The following is a 17,986-nucleotide window of genomic DNA, read 5'->3' on the forward strand; positions in this document are numbered from 1 at the left end:
GACCTGGAATATGGCCACACCCTTGAAGACCCTGATTGGAAAGCTCAACCAGACCTGCCGCCAGGCGGCCGAGCGTGCCGCCAGCCTGTGCATGGCCCAGGGGCACTATGAGGTGGACCTGGAGCACCTGTTCCTGGCGCTGCTGGAAAAGCCCGCCAGCGATTTCAGCATCGTGGCGCGGCGCAGCGGTATCGAGGCTTCGGTGCTGGAAGCGGACCTGAATGCCGAGATCCGCGGCTTCAAGAATGGCAACACGCGCACGCCGGTGTTCTCGCCGCATCTGCCGCGGTTGTTCGAACATGCCTGGCTGATCGCTTCGCTGGACACGCAGACCACGCGCATCCGCTCCGGCCATCTGCTGCTGGCCTTGCTGACCGAGCCCGACCTGGCCCAGTTGGCGCGCCGCGGGTCGCGTTTGTTCGAATCGTTCAGGCTGGATGAGCTGAAGCATGATTTCACCGCGTTGACGGCCGGCTCGGAAGAGGCGGGCCAGTCGGTGGCGTTGGGCGACAGTCCGGCGGGCGACGCAGGGCAGGATGGCGCGGCTCCCGCTGCCGGCCTCTCCAAGACGCCGGCGCTGGACCAATACACCGCCAACCTGACCGAGCGCGCGCGCGAAGGCAAGATCGATCCGGTGATCGGCCGCGATGCCGAGATCCGCCAGATGATCGACATCCTGACGCGCCGCCGCCAGAACAATCCCATCCTGACCGGCGAGGCTGGCGTGGGCAAGACCGCAGTGGTCGAGGGGCTGGCGCTGCGCATCGTGGCGGGCGACGTGCCGCCGGCGCTGGCGGGCGTGGCGTTGCGCACGCTGGATATGGGCCTCTTGCAGGCCGGCGCCAGCGTCAAGGGCGAATTCGAGAACCGCCTGAAGAACGTGATCGACGAGGTCAAGCAGAGCTCCACGCCCATCATCCTGTTCATCGACGAAGCCCACACCATGATAGGCGCGGGCGGGCAGGCGGGGCAGAACGATGCCGCCAACCTGCTCAAGCCGGCATTGGCCCGCGGCGAGCTGCGCACCATCGCCGCCACTACCTGGAGCGAGTACAAGAAGTACTTCGAGAAGGACGCCGCGCTGGCGCGCCGCTTCCAGGTCGTGAAGGTGGAAGAACCCAGCGAGGAGCTGGCCGCGAGCATGCTGCGCGGCATGGCGCCGCTGATGGAACAGCATTTTGGCGTGCGCGTGCTGGACGAGGCCATCGTGGCCGCGGCGCGCTTGTCGCACCGCTACATCAGCGGCCGCCAACTGCCGGACAAGGCCGTCAGCGTGCTGGACACGGCCTGCGCGCGCGTGGCCCTGGGCCGCAGCGCTACGCCGGCGCTGATCGACGACGCGCGTCATCGCCTCGCGCGCCTTGAGACCGAGCGCGCCGCCTTGCGCCGCGAAGCCGCGGCGGGCGCGGCGCAATCCGCGCGCCTGCGCGAGCTGGATCAGGAAATGGACGCCACGCGTGCCGCATTGACGGAAGCGGAATCGCGGCAGGCTCAGGAAAGCGAGCTGGTCAGGCAGATCCACGCGCTGCGCGAGGAATTGGAGGCGGCGGGCGTGGAAGCCGCGCCGGAGCCCGCCGGCAAGCGCCGCTCGGGCAAGGCGGCCGAGCCAGCCGCCACGCCGGGACAGGCGCAATTGGCCGAACTGCAACAGCAACTACGCGCCTTGCAGGGCGAAGCGCCGCTGGTGCCGGCCTTCGTGGATGCGCAGGTCATCGCCGAGATCGTGTCGGCCTGGACCGGCATCCCGCTGGGCCGCATGGTCAATGACGAAATCCGTACGGTGCTGGAACTGCAGCCCTTGCTGGCCGAACGCGTCATCGGCCAGGACCATGCCTTGCACGCCATTGCGCAACGCGTGCGCACCGCGCGCGCCGGCCTGGAAGATCCCAACAAGCCCAAGGGCGTGTTCCTCTTCATTGGTCCGTCGGGCGTGGGCAAGACCGAAACCGCGCTGGCCGTGGCCGACGTGCTGTATGGCGGCGAACGCAAGCTGGTCACCATCAACATGAGCGAGTACCAGGAGGCCCACAGCGTATCGGGCCTGAAGGGCTCGCCGCCGGGCTACGTGGGCTACGGCGAGGGTGGCGTGCTGACCGAGGCGGTGCGCCGCCAGCCCTACAGCGTGGTGCTCCTGGACGAGATCGAAAAAGCCCATCCCGACGTGCTGGAGCTGTTCTTCCAGGTGTTCGACAAGGGCGTGATGGACGACGCGGAAGGCCGCGAGATCGATTTCCGCAACACGCTCATCATCCTGACCTCCAACGTCGGATCGTCGGCCATCATGCAGGCCTGCCTGAACAAGAGCGCCGAGGAACGGCCCGACCCCGAGGCCTTGCAGGAACTGTTGGCGCCGCAGCTGTACAAGGCCTTCAAGCCCGCCTTCCTGGGCCGCATGAAGACCATCGCCTACTACCCGGTGGATGACGACGCGCTGGCCCGCATCATCGCACTGAAGCTCGGCCGCATCGCGCAGCGCGTCCAGGCCAACCACCGCGCCGTGTTCGAATGGGACGAGGCGCTGGTGGAGGCCGTGCTGGCGCGCTGCACCGAGGTGGATACCGGCGCGCGCAACGTCGACCACATCCTGAACGGCACGCTGTTGCCGCAGATCGCTGAACAGGTGCTGGGCCGCATGGCGCAGGGCGAGGCCATCGCCCGCATCCGCGTGACCGCCGGCAAGAACGGCGATTTCCGTTATCGCCTTGCCTGACGCCGGAGCCCGACATGCCCATGGATAATGCCGGCCTTTCCCGAATGTCGATCGCGTCGGTAGACCAGGCCAACCGTTTGCTGGACCTGCGCACGCCGCTGGGCGCGAACCGGCTCGTCGCGGAAACGCTGTCCGCCACGGAAACCCTGTCGGAGGGCGCGTTCCGGCTGGAACTGACGGCGCTGTCGGACGATGCCGGCATCCCCTTGTCTGAACTGCTGGGCAAGCCGGCGACGCTGCGTCTGCAGACCGCGCTGGGCCGCGAACAGCCCCGTGTCTGGAATGGCTACATCATGGCGGCCGAGTTCCAGGGCGCCAACGGCGGCCTGGCGCGCTATGGGCTGACGCTGGAGCCCTGGCTCGCCTTTCTGCGCGCGCGCCGCGACAGCTTCGCCTATCAGGACAAGACGGTCATTGAGATCGTCGACAGCGTCTTCGGCGACTACAAGGACCAGGGGGGGCTGGCGCCGCAATGGCGTTGGGTCGTGAAGGACCGCGCCGCCTACCCCAAGCGCAGCCTCACCGTGCAGTATCGCGAAACCGATCATGCCTTCGTCGAGCGCCTGCTGGCTGAAGAGGGCCTGTTCTACTGGGTTGAGCACGAGGCCGGCGAAGGCGACGGCAGCCATACGTTGATCATTGCCGACCACAACGGCGCCTTCCAGCCCGGCCCGCAGGCCAGCGTGCGCTTTGCGCGCGCCGACGTCACGGAGACCGAGGACAGCATCCAGCAATGGAACCGGCGCGCGCGCTGGCAGACCAATGCGGTGCGCATGGCCAGCTGGGACTACCGCAGCGCCCAGGCCAGGCCGGTGGCGGCGCAGGTCGATAGCGGCGCCGCGAAGGGCGCAATGGATCTGGTCGTCAACGACTATCCCGGGCAGTACGCCTACGAGGATAGCGCGCAGGGCGAGCGCCTGGCGCACATCGCGCTGGCCGCGCTGCGCGCGGGTCAGGATAGCTGCGAAGGCGCGGGCACCGTGCGCACGCTGGCGCCGGGCCAGCGCTTCGAGCTGACCGGGCACTACCAGCAGGGCGGGGCCGCCTATGTGGCGATCGCCGTGCGGCACGAGGCCCGCAACAACTTCGACGAGGACCTGGGCCGCGCCGTGCGCGAAGCGCTGGGCGAGACCGGTCCGCAGGCAGCCGACGCCGACTTCTACCGCAATACCTTTACCTGCATCGGCATCGACACGGAATTCCGCAAGGCCACGCGCGACGGGCACGGCGAGCGCCTGCATCCGCGGCCCACCGTGTACGGCGCGCAGACCGCGCTGGTGGTGGGCGCCGAGGCGCCGGTGCATACCGACCGCGACCACCGCGTCAAGGTCCAGTTCCATTGGCAGCGCGGCAAGGCCTCCAGCAGCCGCCTGGAACATCCTTCGGGTGACGAGAACGCGCCCGCCAAGGACGAACTTGGCACGTGGGTGCGGGTGGCGGAGTCCGTGGCGGGCGGCGACTGGGGCGGGAATTTCGTGCCGCGCGTCGGCCAGGAAGTGCTGGTCGAGTTCCTGCACGGCGACATCGACCGCCCCGTGGTGGTGGGCGCGCTCTACAACGGCGCAGGCGCCGAGGACGCCGCGCACAACCAGGTGCAGGGCGGCGCCGCCAACGCCACCGGCAACGCGCCCGCCTGGTTCGCGGGCGGCGCCGACGGCCATGCGCACAATGTGGTGATGTCCGGCTTCAAGACGCAGGCGCTGGCCAGCAGCGGCCAGGGCACCGGCGGCTACAACCAGCTGGTGCATGACGACACGCCCGGACAGTCGCGCCTGACGGCGTCGACCACGCAGGCCGAAAGCCGCCTGAACCTGGGCCATATCAAGCAGCAGCGCGACAACGAAAGACTGCAGGACCTGGGTCACGGTGCGGAACTGTCGACTCGCGAGGCCGTGGCGGTGCGCGGCGGTTCCGGGCTATTGATCAGCGCCGACCTGCGCGGGAACGCCGAGGGCGCGCTGCTGGACAGCTCGGAAGCGGCCAAGCAGATTGAGCTGGCGGCGCGTTCAGCGGAGGAACTGGCGCAGGCGGCAACGCGCCAGAAGGCCGTGTTGGAAGGCGATCCGCAAACGCTGCCGGCGCAGGACGCCCTGAAGCACGTCCTGGAGGTGATCGACGCCAAGCAGGACGCGCCCGAGGGCAAGCCAGTTGCCGCCTACAGCGAACCGCAGCTCCAGGTGAGCGCGCCCAGCGGCATCGGCCAATACACGCCCGCCGACGCATTCCTGGCGGCCGGCGCGACGCTGTCGCAGGTGGCGCCGGACGTCAACTGGATCAGCAGCGCCAACCTGGCGGTAGGGGTAGTCGGCGGCGCGGTGTTGTTCACGCTGGGCCGCAAGGCGTCTGGCGACAGCCCGGTGCAAGGCCAGGGACTGCTGCTGCATGCGGCGGGCGGCAAGCTGCGCTTGCATAGCCAGGACGCCAAGATGACGCTGTCCGCTGAAAAGGCGGTGACCTTTGCCTCGGCGCAAGCTGCCGTGAAGGTGCAGGCCGCCAAACGCGTCTTGGCGACCGCGGGCGGCGCCTATTTGCGGGTGGAAGGCGGCGGGATCCAGCTGCACGCGCCGGGGAAGGTTGAGTTGAAGGCGGGTGTGCATAACTGGGCGGGGCCGCAAAGCGCGCCCTTGCAGCTGGGGCTGCCGGAGGGCGACTTCGAAGGATGCCAGCTGAGAATGCAGAGCGCGGCGGCTTCGGGCGCGGCGGCGGTTGAACTGTAGCGGCCAGGGGCGGACAGATATGGGGCCATTCACATCGGACATTCAACTGGGAGAGGCGCTGCAACGGCTGGCGGCGTCCCATGGGGAGTCGCGCTGCTGCTTGCTGCTTGATCCGCTGTTGCGGCCGCCTGAGGAAGATTCCGAATGGCTGGGCCTGGCCGATGAACTCGATGCGCGGACCACTTCGGTCCGGCTTGCGCATCGGAATGTCGATTCCAAGGCTTGGCCGCGGCTCGTATCGCTGGATCTGGCGCGCGCCTGCGACGCCGATATCAGCCGGGTGGCGGCAGGCATGGCGATCCGGGATTGGACGCCGGAATCCTTGCGGCTAGGCCTGGGGCGCCGCATCGGCGGCTGGATGTTTGGCGCAACGGATGCTGCGGCCTTGGCGCACCACCTGGGCCGGGCCATGCTGCAATCGCGGCCGGACGGAGGCCGCTCCCTGTTGCGCTTGCAGGATCCCGCTGTCCTGGATCTGGTATGGAACCTGGCGACTCCAGGGCAGCGCCAGGCATTGCTGGGGCCGATGCACCTGTGGGTGACGGTCGACCGGTGGGCGCGCCTGGCGAGCTATGGCAATGGCGCTGAGCCGGTGCCCGGCCTTCGGGATATCGGTCCGCTTCAGTTCGACTCAGACCAATGGAGCCGCATTGAGACCGCTGCCGCCATCAACCGCGCGTGGCGCGTGGTGGCTGGACAGGCTGCGGCCATTTCAGACGAAACATTGGCGCAGGCGGCGGCATGCGTGCGGCGCGGGGCGGCCAGGGGATTGCTGGATCCGCGCGACTGGGAGGCCATGGCCATCCGCGCGCTTACGGCGCACCCTGCATTCGATCAGCATCCCAGGCTGGCCGCGCTACTGGATGCCCGCGAGCCGGATGTCGGCTTTGCCAGGCTCGTCATGGATTTGACCGAGGCGGACTGGACGGCGATCGCCCGCGATTGCCGGCAGTCGCGCCCGGCGCATCACCAAGTTAGGGAAGAAGAATGAGTACGGCTTGCAATGTGTGCAAGGCAGGCGGCCTGCCGATACTGCCGACGCGTTACGCCGTGGTGCCCGCGGGGTTTCCGGCGCATGCGCTGGACGGCGTAAGCGGCGAACGCGTGAAGGACGTGCCGCTGGATAGCGAACAGTACAAGTACGTGACCCGCACGCTGCGCATGGGCTTTCTCTACCTGTTCTACGAGAAAGGCCCGCAGGGCGCCAACTACTGGGAAGTCTATTCCGTGACGGCCGACGGCATGCTCTGGCGTTGCGACGACGCGGACAGCGCCCGGTTGCAGCCCGCGATGAAATGCGCGAACCAGGGGCACAATGGGCTGCGCATGCATTACATCGTCATAGAGAAGCCGGAACAGTGCGGCAAGGTGTGGCTGGCCTATAGCGAACATAAATGGAGCCCGCAGACCCGCGCTCGCTATGAAAAGCAGGAGCACCGCGCATCGCGGATGCAGGCGATCGAGCCCGCCGTCTGGGCGCAGGGCCGCTGCGAGGCCAAGAATCACCAATCCATACTGGCCGTCGAGTCGAACTTCAAGAAGATCCTGGAATACGGCGACCACCAGTTCAGCGGATTGACGGGCGAGCCGCCCTGGCTTCCGTACACCGGCCTCGATCGCCAGCGCAAGTTGAGCAATGTCGACGGGTCTTTCGACGAAACAACGCTGAAAGAGCAATTCACGAAGACGCCCTGGTATCCGCGCAACCGGCCGCTCGGCGGCCTTGTGGATAAGACGCTTGAGCTTTTGCTGGCGCAGATGCTGGATAAATGCGGCGATCCCACGATGGGCGTCAGCTATTGGCCGATGAGCTTGGCGCTGTGGGACGCCATCGGCATCGCCGACGAGCTCAACGGATACTGCAATGACGCGCTGGGTGCGATGGCGCGGTATGGCGAGGAACGTGCGCTGCAGATTACCGCGGCCAGCAACATCGAAGGCGCCAAGGCGGCGCTGGAGAACAAGGCCGACGACGCCGCAAGGCGCACGGCCGAGGCCGTGCAACTGGGGCAGCGGGGCGGCAACCGGCACTACGAGGTGATGCGCCGCAACCAGGTCATCAATCAGCACGTGCCGGACATGAAGGGCAAGCAGGCATTCGCCGGGCTGGAGAACGAGCGGTCCAATGGCGTGATAACGGACGCCGAGTACCACAGCCGCCGTCGCGTGCTGCTGGACCAGTACGTCCCGGCGGCCAATAGAGCGCAGGCAGAGGCGGATTTCAACGCCTATGACGCGGAGATCGTGCAGGCGGACGAGACGCGCGCCCGGAATCTGGAAAATTATCGCAAGGACCAGGTCGCGCATGCCTGGGATCGCTACACCGACAATGTCGATTGGGACAAGCTGAATCGCTTCAAGAGCAACTACGAGAAGTTCCAGGAGATGGCGACTACGCTGGCAAATACCAGGACAGTGGAACTCATCAAATGGCTGGAATGGGGTCTTCTGTTCGATACGCTGGAGGACTATAGCGAGGAAGTCGAGGATGACGGCCACGAGTTCATTGAAGTGGTCGGCGACCTGATCGAAGGCATCGGATCCAGCGCGGCGGGAGCCCAGTATCTCAAAACCTTGGTGGAAGAACGGCGTGACGCAGGGGACAGGAAGTCCCTGTTCTGGCGCGCAATCGCCGCAAACCAGAAGCAGCTCAAGCCTGCGGTGACGAGCGCCCTCGATGAAGCCGTGAAGGGCAAGGAAACGCCATTGCCTACGGGTCTCGGTGTCGTCGAACGAGTGCTCAGCAACCTGAAAACCTTCTCGGGGTATTACAAGAGGGCGGTGTCCCTGGTTGGTGAAAGCAAGGTGGAAAAGCTGGGGCCATTGCCGCGCGCTTTGAAAAATGCCGGCATCGACAAGCTGATGATGACGGTGGGCGATACGGCTTTCCGCTGGTTGCAGCTGAACCGCGTAAGCGATTTCGTCGGTGAGAAGATCGTCCAGAATCTCTTTTTGTTGTCCACGGGCATCAGCGACGCCGACGCCTTGGCGCTGGTGAGAGAACAGGCCCGGTCCGAAGGCGTGGCGCGTCAGGTCGCGCTACAGCGATTGCGGACTGCGCGCACTTTCCTGGAAGCCAACGAGGCCATCGCCAAGGAACCCAGCCACAAAGTGCTGCGGGACATGTGGGGCAAGATGCGGCCGGCTACTGGGCGCAACGGGGCTACCACCATGCGCATTACGGTGGTGGTGGGATTGATTGAAATTTGGAACTTCAAGAAGCTCATTTCGGCGACCGACAAGACGGCTACGACCTATGCAAAGCTGGTCGCGTCTACGGCCACCTTGAGCGCCGCCGTGATTGATATTGCTATCGTGCCGTATCAATTGGCGGGGAAAAAAGCATACGGATTCCAGAAATGGAAATTGGTCGGGGGGATGTTGGGAGCCGGCGCGAGTTTTATCGGTGCATCCATAGATTTCAACGAAGCCATGGAGCGCAGGGAAAAGAAGCAGTACACGCTGATGGTGCTGGTCGGCATCAAGTCGGCCATAGGCTTTGTCGCAGGCGGGGCCGCGGTGATCACGGCAATATCGACTTCTGCCTCGTTGCTGAAGATCGTGGGACGGCGCGCAGGTATGAATGTGATGGTGGTGGCTGTGGATGTGGTTGCGTCGCGGATGGCGATAGCTTCATTCGCTCGTGTGCTTGGTATCCTGGTGGGCTGGGAGATCGCGATAGTGTTGGTGGGTATTCAGCTGCTGGTCTGGTACTTCACGCCGAATGCACTGGAAGAGTGGTGTGAAACCAGCGCGTTTGGCCGTCGTACTTTCGGCAAACCTCAGGACGAACCGAAGAAGCAGGAGGAAGGCTTCGTCGCTGCTCTTGCTGATGTGACGTGATTTGATGTGAGGAATGGAATGACCAATGAGCTCAATGGAAATGTCCGAAAGATCTCTGGAAAGATCACGGAGCTGAAGAAGTCCCGTCGTAATCGGGACTTTGTCCTGAGCCAGATTGGCGGTGACGTCGGAGCGTCCGCGGTATCCGCCGCGCTGGCAGGCATGGGAGGGGCGGGTATCGCGATTGCCTCGATCGATAGTTCGGAGAGCGCCGACTTCGTGGAGTTTTCACTGAACGGCGAACCCGTTCAGGGTTGGTTCTGGCGCTTCCCCTTTCAAGAAGGGGACGACGTGGAGCTGGTCGCCGAACGTGGCGAGGGCGCCTGGAGCGCCTATGGCGTCAGGCGCGAATCGGATTCCTTGGTGGCGGTGTATCCCCACTGCTTTGAAGGGCGCAGATCCCACTATCTGTCCACGTTCCGGTTCTGGGGCATCATCGTCGCGGTGATTTTTGGATTCATGATGTGCCTGGATGCGGTGTTTGCCTTGTTCAAAGGCAAGTTCAGCATCGCGGGGCAGCTTGAGGCCTATGGCATTTATGCCATGTACCTGTTGCCGGCCTTGCTCGTCGTGTTCGGCTTCCTGGCCTGGCGGGCGGGGCGCAAGACGGAAGGCTTCGCGCATGTCGCGGAAATGATCTTCAAGGGATTCGGTTGGAGCAATCCCACTGGGATCAATCTGCGTGCAATATCGAAAGCGAAACGTCGGCAGGGTGATGGCAAGGACTATGGCCTGCGCTATTTCAGATACTGACGAGGGAAATGCCCTGAAGAAATTGCGCAGGCCTATCCACGGGCTGATACCGCTCGCGCCGCAACCGAGCCGGCGAGTTCTGGAGCGTTGAATGGATTACACGGGGTTGATGCGCAAATTCCCCAACGACCGGCCGCTTGGGGACTTCGACCGCGAACACCGCTTGCAGCAGAAGAAACGGCTGGACGTACCGCTGGCGGCCGAGGGCTGCGTGGTGAAGATGAATTCCAATGCTTTGGTCTTGGTGGACCGCTGGTACGCCTACCGGGGCATGCTGGCGCTGATGGGGCTTGTCGGCGTGGCCTTCGGCGTGGGCATGATCCGGGAGTTGGCTTGGGCCCTGGTGGACGGGCTGCCCAATGAGAACGGGCTTTGGACGGCGGTTTTCATCAGCATGGCGATGGGCGCTGCGTTGGCGGCGGCGGGCGCATGGGTCGCGGGCAAGGAGATGTTCCGGTGGACCTACTATCCCATCGCCTTGGACCGCAAGCACAAGCTGGTACACGTGTTCCGGCTGGACGGAACGGTGCTGACGGCGAAGTGGAACAAGCTCTACTTCACGCTTGGAGGAGGGGTCGACGGGTTTCAGCACCGGACCTGGGATGTCCGCGGCCTGATCCTGGATCCGGACGGCGTGACGGTCAGGGAGACATTCGCGTTCAGCTCGGTCACGTACCGGGCCGAAGATGCCTATTCCCATTGGGAGTTTCTGCGCCGCTACATGGAGGACGGGCCGCAAGTCGTGCAGGACGCGGTCTTGCATTGCGTGCCGGCCGACGGCAAGCCGGAGACCTTCGCCCTATCCAGGCAGCGCGCCTTTGCCGAGGATGCGCAAGGTCCAGGCTTCCTCTCCCTGCTGATGATGCCGTTCAATCTTCTCCACGCCATCATGCGCTGGGCGGTGATGCACACCAGCAAGGTTCCGGCGTTTCCGCCGGAAATCGAGGCCACGCTGCAGCCAGAGCCGGAGGACGAGTATGCGCGTGATGCCTCGATGAATCCCGCGGACTCGCGCTAGGGGATTTCATCGAGCGGCGCGGCCGCCCGGATTTGCGCTAGGATTACCCCGACCTTTCCGCCCCTCCCCCTGGAGCCCCCCGCATGACCGACCTCAGCGCCTTTCCCATCACCAAGAAGTGGCCCGCCCGGCACCCCGACCGCATCCAGTTGTATTCGCTGCCCACGCCCAACGGCGTGAAGGTGTCGATCCTGCTGGAGGAAACCGGGCTGCCCTACGAGGTCCACCGGGTCAGCTTCGACGCCAAAGACCAGTTTTCGCCCGAATTCCTGTCGCTCAGCCCGAACAACAAGATCCCGGCCATCCTCGATCCCAACGGCCCCGAAGGTAAGCCGCTGGGCCTGTTCGAGTCCGGCGCCATCCTGATCTACCTGGCCAGCAAGGCGGGCAAGTTCCTGCCGGCGGACACGGCGGGGCGCTACGAGACGCTGCAATGGGTCATGTTCCAGATGGGCGGCATCGGCCCGATGTTCGGCCAGCTGGGCTTCTTCCACAAGTTTGCGGGCAAGGACTACGAAGACAAGCGTCCGCGCGACCGCTACGCGGAGGAGTCCAAGCGCCTCTTGAACGTGCTGGACCAGCGCCTGGAAGGCCGCGACTGGGTGATGGGCGACGAGTACACCATCGCCGACATCGCTATCCTGCCCTGGGTGCGCAACCTGGTGGGTTTCTACGGCGCGGGCGAGCTGGTGGAGTTCTCGCGCTTCAAGAATGTCGCCCGGGTGCTGGAAGCCTTCGTGGCCCGTCCGGCGGTGGCCCGGGGCCTGACGATACCGGCGTAGGCGATGCAGGCCGCGCGGCCGCCGTCAGGGCGGCTGCGGGCCTCGGCAAGCCCGCAGCCGGCGGGCTTGCGGCAAATCAAACAAGCCCGCAAGTTATATGCTTTTCGGTCATTAACTTATTACTGAAAGGCGTAAGCTTCCTCCATAAGCTGGACAGGCCGTACGAACACCCCGACGTGCATGCTGCCCAGCGTGCAACGGAGGGCAGTAATGAAGAGGATCGGGATCAAGGTCGCGGTGGGTCTGCTGGCGGCTGCGGGCCTGGCCATCGGCGGCGCGCAGCTGCTGACGGCAAATCGCAAGGCCGACGTGGCGGCGTCCGTCGACATCAACGACAGGCGGCTGGCCGAAGCCGGCGCCTACATTGCGCGCACGGGCGATTGCGTGGCCTGTCACAGCGTGCCCAATGGCAAGCCCTTCGCGGGCGGCCTGGCGATGCAGACGCCGGTGGGCACCATCTATTCGTCGAACATCACGCCCGACAAGCAGACGGGCATCGGCGGCTATAGCTACGCGGATTTCAAGAACGCGGTGCAGCACGGCATCCGCAAGGACGGCACGCCCCTGTATCCGGCCATGCCGTATCCCTCGTACGCCATCATGCCGGACGCGGACGTCCAGGCGCTCTACGCCTACTTCATGTCGCAGGTCGAACCGGTCAACCAATCCAGCGCGGATTCCACGATTCCGTGGCCGCTGAACATGCGTTGGCCCATGGCCTGGTGGCAACTGCTGTTCGCGGGCAAGCGCGAGTTCGCGGCCCCGGCCGGCGCCGATGAAAGGCTGGTGCGCGGCGCCTATCTGGTCGAAGGCCCCGGCCATTGCGGCGCCTGCCACACGCCGCGCGGCCTGGCCTACCAGGAGCAGGCGCTGTCCCTGGCGGACGGCGACGCCTTCCTGTCGGGCGCCGTGATCGACGGCTGGCGCGCCAAGAGCCTGCGCGGCGAGGCCCAGGGCCTGCAATCCTGGAGCGCGCAGGACATCGAGCTGTTCCTGAAGACCGGCCGCACCGACAAGGTGGCGGCATTCGGCGCGATGGCCGACGTGGTCGAGCACAGCACCCGCCATTTCACTGATGGCGACCTCGCCAGCATCGCGGCCTACCTGAAGCAATTGCCCGCGGCCGGCGGCAAGCTCGCCGCCTTCCCGCCCAAGGCCGACGGCACCACCGCGTCCCTGCGCGACGGCCGCTACGACTCGCGCGGCGCGGTCATCTACATGGAGCAATGCGTCGTGTGCCATCGCGCCGACGGGCAGGGCATGCCGCGCATCTTCCCGGCGCTGGCCGGCAATTCGGCGGTGTTCGCGCAGAACCCGCAATCCATCATCCAGATCACGCTGGAGGGCGGCAGAATGCCGTCCAACGACATGGACGCCATGACGTTCGCGATGCCGGGCTTCAAGCATCTGAGCGACCGCGATATCACGGACGTGATCAATTTCATCCGCACCGGTTGGACCAACCAGGCGCCCGCGATCGGCGAGAAGGATGTCGCGCATATCCGCGAATTCCTGGCCAGCAAGAAGCCGAACATCGGCGGAGGCAAGCATGAGTAAGCACATCAGGATCGCCGCCCTGTTGGCGGCAGCGGTCGCCGTGGGCGGCTGGACGGTCGCCACGGCCGAACCCGAAGTCGCCGCGCAAGGTGCGCGCAGCACCTTCCCGGTGCTGGACAAGGATGGCAAGCGGCTGCCGGATTACACCATTCCACCGGACACCCAGATCGCCGCGCAGCCCAACGCCGAGCAGATCAACTACGGCAAGCGCCTGCTGACCGAGACGCGTCGGCTGTTGCCGCAGAACACGGGCGCCAGCCTGAACTGCAACAGCTGCCATGTGCAGGGCGGCAAGAAGCCCCTGGGCGCGCCTTACATCAACACGGTCAATTCGTTCCCGCAGTTCAATCCGCGCGCCAACCGGGTGGTGACGCTGGAGGACCGCATCAACGGCTGCTTCATGCGTTCGATGAACGGCAAGCCGCTGGAAAAGGACTCGGCCGAGATGAAGGCCATGATCGCCTACATGAAGTGGCTGGCCCAGGATGTGCCGCACGGCGCAAAGGTGCAGATCGAGAACGCCTGGCCGATAGATACCAAGCTGGTGCCCGACCCGGTGCGCGGCAAGAGCCTGTACGCGGCCCAATGCGCGTCCTGCCACGGCGCCAACGGCGAAGGCAAGCGCGACCGTTCCGGCGACATTGCGTTCCCGCCCCTGTGGGGCGAAGAGTCCTTCAACATCGGCGCGGGCCTGGCGCGCACCTACAAGGCGGCTGCCTTCATCCGCAACAGCATGCCGATGGGCGTGAATACGCATGGCAGCTGGGGCGAGGGCGGCGTGCTGTCCGACCAGGATGCGGTGGACGTGGCCGAGTACTTCACGCACATGCCGCGCCCCGACTTCGCCGGCAAGGACAAGGACTGGCCGCAGGGCAAGAAGCCGAAGGACGCGCGCTACTGAAGCGTTGCGGCCCAGCCTCTACAATCGGCCCTGTCATCCCTTACGGAAAGCCGGGGCCGCCCATGGAACTGCGCCAACTGCGTTACTTCGTCCGCGTCGTGGAGGCGGGCAGCATCGGCCGCGCCGCCCAGTCCATCGGCATGGTGACGTCGGCGCTCAGCCAGCAGATCAGCCGGCTGGAGGGCGAGCTGTCGACGCGGCTGCTGCGGCGCAGCGCCAGCGGCGTGGAGCCCACCGATGCGGGCCTGGCGTTCTTCCGCCAGGCGCAACTGGCGCTGCGCCACGCCGACGATGCCGTGCACGCGGCGCAGCAGGCCAGGCTGGCGGGCCACGTCAGCGTGGGCCTGCCTTCCACCACCGCCGCCATCCTCGGCGCGCCCTTCGTGCAGGCCATGAACGAGCGCTATCCCGACATCCGCCTGCATCTGGTCGAGGCGCTGTCGGGCCATCTGAGCGACATGCTCAATGGCCGCATGCTGGACCTGGCCATCGTGTTCCAGGCCGAATCCGCGCGCCGCTTGCGCGTGACGCCCTTGCTGGACGAGCCGCTGTTCCTGCTGGCGCGGCCGGACATGGCGGGTTTGCCTGCGGGCGAGAGCACGCGGATCGAGGCCATCGCGCATTTGCCGCTGGTGCTGCCCAGCGGACGCCACGGGCTGCGGGCGCTGGTCAACAACGCGTATCAGCAGTCGGGCCGCACGCCGCTGGTGGCGGTGGAAGTGGACGGTCTGCCGGTGCTGATGGACGTGGTGCAGCTGGGGCACGTGGCCACCATCCAGCCCAGTTCCGCCATGGCGCGGATCGCGCCGGGCCAACTGCACATGGCGCGCATCGACGACGCGCACCTGTACCGCCCCAATCTTTTGGCCAGCCTGTCCGAGGACGAGCTGTCGCCCGCGGCGCTGGCCGCGCGCCTGGTGCTGGCCGATGTGTCGCGCAGGCTGGCGCGCGAGGGCAAATGGCCGGTGGTGGCCCTTCACGATTCATGAAGACCTGTTGACGGCTGGCTGATATCGGCGGGCGCTCGCGCTCGCTACAGTTCGTTCCTTGGAAGAGGAACGATGGCATGGTCGACGTCTTGGTGGTGGGAGGGGGTAACGCGGCGCTGTGCGCGGCCCTGATGGCGCGCGAGGCCGGCGCCAGCGTGCTGCTGCTGGAAGCGGCGCCGCGCGAATGGCGCGGCGGCAATTCGCAGCACACGCGCAATCTGCGCTGCATGCACGATGCGCCGCAGGACGTGCTGGTCGAGGCCTATCCCGAGGAAGAATACTGGCAGGACCTGCTCAAGGTGACGGGCGGGCTGACCAACGAGCATCTGGCGCGGCTGGTCATCCGCGAGTCCTCCACCTGTCGCGACTGGATGCGCCGCCATGGCGTGAACTTCCAGCCGCCGCTGTCGGGCGCGCTGCACGTGGCGCGCACCAACGCGTTCTTCATGGGCGGCGGCAAGGCCCTGGTCAACGCCTACTACCGCAGCGCCGAGGCGCTGGGCGTACGGATCCGCTACGACGCGCCGGTCGACTCGCTGGAGCTGGATGGCGGGCGTTTCGTGGCGGCGCGCATCGGCGATGAGCGCATCGAGGCGCGCGCCTGTGTGCTGGCGGCCGGCGGCTTCGAGTCCAACCGCGAGTGGCTGCGCGAGGCCTGGGGCCAGAACGAGCGCGGCGAATGGCCGGCCGACAATTTCCTGATCCGCGGCACGCGCTACAACATGGGTGTGCTGCTGAAGTTCATGCTGGACGCCGGCGCGGACAGCATCGGCGATCCGTCGCAGTCGCATTGCGTGGCCATCGACGCGCGCGCGCCGCTGTACGACGGCGGCATCTGCACGCGCATCGATTGCGTGTCCCTGGGCGTGGTGGTCAACCGCGAGGCGCGGCGCTTCTACGACGAGGGCGAGGACTTCTGGCCCAAGCGCTATGCCATTTGGGGCCGCCTGACGGCCATGCAGCCGGGCCAGATCGCCTATTCCATCATCGACGCCAAGGCCGTGGGCCGCTTCATGCCGCCGGTGTTTCCCGGTGTGCAGGCCGACACCTTGCCCGAACTGGCCGTGAAGCTGGGCCTGGATCCGGTGGTCTTCGAGCAAACCCTGAGCGACTACAACGCGGCCTGCCGTGTCGGCAAGTTCGACCATACGGCGCTGGACGACTGCCATACCGAGGGCCTGGCGCCGGCCAAGACGCACTGGGCGAGGCCCATCGACACGGCGCCGTTCTATGGCTATGCCTTGCGGCCCGGCATCACCTTTACCTACCTGGGCCTGAAGGTGGACGACACCGCCGCGGTCCGGTTCAACGACGTGCCTAGCGACAACCTGTTCGTCGCGGGCGAAATGATGGCCGGCAACGTGCTGGGCAAAGGCTATACGGCCGGGGTGGGCATGTCCATCGGCACGGCCTTCGGCCGCATCGCCGGCACCCGGGCCGCGGCAGCCGCGCGCGCCCGGCACAACGCGGAAGCACGACATGAAGCAGCTTGAAGCCCTGGCCCGCGAGGCCCAGTCCTTTTCCACGCAGCACGGCGAGGCAGCATCCGTCATGGCAGAGCAGCCCGTGCGCTGGCATGCCAAACAGGCCGAACTCCAGACGGATCTGCTGACGGGCGATGAAACCGAAGTCGCCCGCGTCATGCAGATCTGCAACGCCTGCCGCTATTGCGAAGGATTCTGCGCGGTGTTTCCCGCCATGACCCGCCGCCTGGAATTCGGCAAGGCCGACCTGAACTACCTGGCCAACCTGTGCCACAACTGCGGCGCCTGTCTGCACGCCTGCCAGTACGCGCCGCCGCACGAGTTCGCGGTGAACGCGCCGCAGGCCATGGCCCGCGTCCGGATGCAGACGTACACCGATTACGCCTGGCCCGCGGCGCTGGGCGCCCTGTATAAGCGCAATGGCCTGACCGTGTCGCTGGCTGCCGCTGCGGGCCTGGCGCTGTTTCTGACGCTGGCCGTGCTGATGGCGGGCGGCCTGTTCCATGAGCCCATGGCCGGCAACTTCTACGCGGTGTTCCCGCACAACACGCTGGCGCTGATGTTTGGCGTGGTGTTCGGCTTCGCGATGCTGGCGCTGGGCGTGGGCGTGACGCGCTTCTGGCGCAATGTCAGCCCGGGAGCGGCCACAGGCGCTGCGGTGGCGGAGGCTGCGCATGACGCGCTGCGGCTGCGCTATCTGGATGGCGGACATGGCAAGGGCTGCAACAACGCGGACGACGCCTTCACCTTGTGGCGCCGGCGCTTCCATCACTTCACCTTCTACGGCTTCATGCTGTGTTTTGCCGCCACCAGTGTGGCCACGCTGTACCACTATGCGTTGGGCCTGCAGGCGCCGTATCCGTTCTGGAGCGCGCCGGTGCTGCTGGGCACGGCGGGTGGCATCGGCCTGCTGATCGGACCGGCGGGCTTGCTGTGGCTGAACCTCAAGCGCCATCCGCAGCAGGGCGACGCGGCGCAAAAGCCCATGGACCGCGGCTTCATCGCGCTGCTGTTCCTGACCAGCGCAACGGGCCTGGCCTTGCTGGCCGGCCGCGACGGCGGCGCGATGGCGCTGCTGCTGGCCATCCACCTGGGCGTGGTGATGGCGCTGTTCCTGACGCTGCCTTACGGCAAGTTCGCTCACGGCATCTACCGTTCGGCCGCGCTGCTGAAATGGGCCATCGAGAAACGCCAGCCCAACAAGCTGCAGCTGGGCTCGGATTGAAGCACCG

At 66.1% G+C, this 17,986-nt stretch carries 12 protein-coding genes; all 12 read left to right on the top strand.

Features of this window, described 5'->3' with window-relative positions; translation table 11 throughout:
- The first annotated feature begins 10 nt into the window (after window positions 1-10).
- The 12 genes from tssH to tcuB all read left to right on the top strand — a co-directional run bounded on the left by tssH (window position 11) and on the right by tcuB (window position 17,979).
- Complete coding sequence (gene tssH / locus NGK62_RS15790; RefSeq protein WP_251879121.1) at window positions 11-2,710, top strand: type VI secretion system ATPase TssH; 2,700 nt, start codon at window positions 11-13, stop codon at window positions 2,708-2,710.
- Between the two features lie 14 nt (window positions 2,711-2,724).
- Window positions 2,725-5,427 (top strand): type VI secretion system Vgr family protein, encoded by a 2,703-nt coding sequence (locus NGK62_RS15795; protein ID WP_251879123.1) that lies wholly within the window; start codon window positions 2,725-2,727, stop codon window positions 5,425-5,427.
- 19 nt (window positions 5,428-5,446) lie between these two features.
- The gene (locus NGK62_RS15800) at window positions 5,447-6,418 is read left to right on the top strand and encodes a DUF4123 domain-containing protein (RefSeq protein ID WP_251879125.1); all 972 of its coding nucleotides are present in this window, start codon (window positions 5,447-5,449) and stop codon (window positions 6,416-6,418) included.
- Window positions 6,415-9,270 carry a T6SS effector BTH_I2691 family protein gene (locus tag NGK62_RS15805; RefSeq protein WP_251879127.1) on the top strand — a complete coding sequence of 952 codons (2,856 nt, stop codon included), beginning with the start codon at window positions 6,415-6,417 and terminating at the stop codon, window positions 9,268-9,270. The genes NGK62_RS15800 and NGK62_RS15805 overlap by 4 nt, the downstream gene beginning before the upstream one ends.
- Before the next feature lie 18 nt (window positions 9,271-9,288).
- Window positions 9,289-10,023, top strand: coding sequence for a putative type VI secretion system effector (locus NGK62_RS15810; RefSeq protein ID WP_251879129.1), 735 nt, complete (start codon window positions 9,289-9,291; stop codon window positions 10,021-10,023).
- 91 nt (window positions 10,024-10,114) lie between these two features.
- Window positions 10,115-11,041: a DUF6708 domain-containing protein gene (locus tag NGK62_RS15815; RefSeq protein ID WP_251879131.1), complete on the top strand. Its 927-nt coding sequence runs from the start codon at window positions 10,115-10,117 to the stop codon at window positions 11,039-11,041.
- Window positions 11,042-11,124: 83 nt separating this feature from the next.
- The gene (locus NGK62_RS15820) at window positions 11,125-11,823 is read left to right on the top strand and encodes a glutathione S-transferase N-terminal domain-containing protein (protein ID WP_059371271.1); all 699 of its coding nucleotides are present in this window, start codon (window positions 11,125-11,127) and stop codon (window positions 11,821-11,823) included.
- Between the two features lie 210 nt (window positions 11,824-12,033).
- A complete protein-coding gene (locus NGK62_RS15825) occupies window positions 12,034-13,380 on the top strand; it encodes a c-type cytochrome (protein WP_251879134.1) in 1,347 nt (448 codons plus the stop codon).
- A complete protein-coding gene (locus NGK62_RS15830) occupies window positions 13,373-14,281 on the top strand; it encodes a c-type cytochrome (RefSeq protein WP_251879136.1) in 909 nt (302 codons plus the stop codon). Before NGK62_RS15825 ends, NGK62_RS15830 begins: the two co-directional genes overlap by 8 nt.
- Before the next feature lie 62 nt (window positions 14,282-14,343).
- Entirely contained in the window at window positions 14,344-15,270 is a 927-nt protein-coding gene (locus NGK62_RS15835) for a LysR family transcriptional regulator (RefSeq protein ID WP_059371274.1), read from the top strand.
- 77 nt (window positions 15,271-15,347) lie between these two features.
- Window positions 15,348-16,763 carry an FAD-dependent tricarballylate dehydrogenase TcuA gene (gene tcuA / locus NGK62_RS15840; protein ID WP_118931406.1) on the top strand — a complete coding sequence of 472 codons (1,416 nt, stop codon included), beginning with the start codon at window positions 15,348-15,350 and terminating at the stop codon, window positions 16,761-16,763.
- Window positions 16,750-17,979 carry a tricarballylate utilization 4Fe-4S protein TcuB gene (gene tcuB, locus NGK62_RS15845; protein ID WP_251879138.1) on the top strand — a complete coding sequence of 410 codons (1,230 nt, stop codon included), beginning with the start codon at window positions 16,750-16,752 and terminating at the stop codon, window positions 17,977-17,979. Before tcuA ends, tcuB begins: the two co-directional genes overlap by 14 nt.
- Window positions 17,980-17,986 lie beyond the last annotated feature (7 nt).

This window comes from Achromobacter sp. Marseille-Q4954, from assembly GCF_943737025.1.
Classification (GTDB): Bacteria; Pseudomonadota; Gammaproteobacteria; order Burkholderiales; family Burkholderiaceae_B; genus Achromobacter; species Achromobacter bronchisepticus_A.

Bases quoted from the DNA above. Each gene is read 5' to 3' on its own strand.
- NGK62_RS15800 (WP_251879125.1), top strand. From the start codon at position 5,447: ATGGGGCCATTCACATCGGACATTCAACTGGGAGAGGCGCTGCAACGG.
- NGK62_RS15815 (WP_251879131.1), top strand. From the start codon at position 10,115: ATGGATTACACGGGGTTGATGCGCAAATTCCCCAACGACCGGCCGCTT.
- tcuA (WP_118931406.1), top strand. From the start codon at position 15,348: ATGGTCGACGTCTTGGTGGTGGGAGGGGGTAACGCGGCGCTGTGCGCG.
- NGK62_RS15810 (WP_251879129.1), top strand. From the start codon at position 9,289: ATGACCAATGAGCTCAATGGAAATGTCCGAAAGATCTCTGGAAAGATC.
- tssH (WP_251879121.1), top strand. From the start codon at position 11: ATGGCCACACCCTTGAAGACCCTGATTGGAAAGCTCAACCAGACCTGC.
- NGK62_RS15825 (WP_251879134.1), top strand. From the start codon at position 12,034: ATGAAGAGGATCGGGATCAAGGTCGCGGTGGGTCTGCTGGCGGCTGCG.
- NGK62_RS15820 (WP_059371271.1), top strand. From the start codon at position 11,125: ATGACCGACCTCAGCGCCTTTCCCATCACCAAGAAGTGGCCCGCCCGG.
- NGK62_RS15835 (WP_059371274.1), top strand. From the start codon at position 14,344: ATGGAACTGCGCCAACTGCGTTACTTCGTCCGCGTCGTGGAGGCGGGC.
- NGK62_RS15830 (WP_251879136.1), top strand. From the start codon at position 13,373: ATGAGTAAGCACATCAGGATCGCCGCCCTGTTGGCGGCAGCGGTCGCC.
- NGK62_RS15795 (WP_251879123.1), top strand. From the start codon at position 2,725: ATGCCCATGGATAATGCCGGCCTTTCCCGAATGTCGATCGCGTCGGTA.
- NGK62_RS15805 (WP_251879127.1), top strand. From the start codon at position 6,415: ATGAGTACGGCTTGCAATGTGTGCAAGGCAGGCGGCCTGCCGATACTG.
- tcuB (WP_251879138.1), top strand. From the start codon at position 16,750: ATGAAGCAGCTTGAAGCCCTGGCCCGCGAGGCCCAGTCCTTTTCCACG.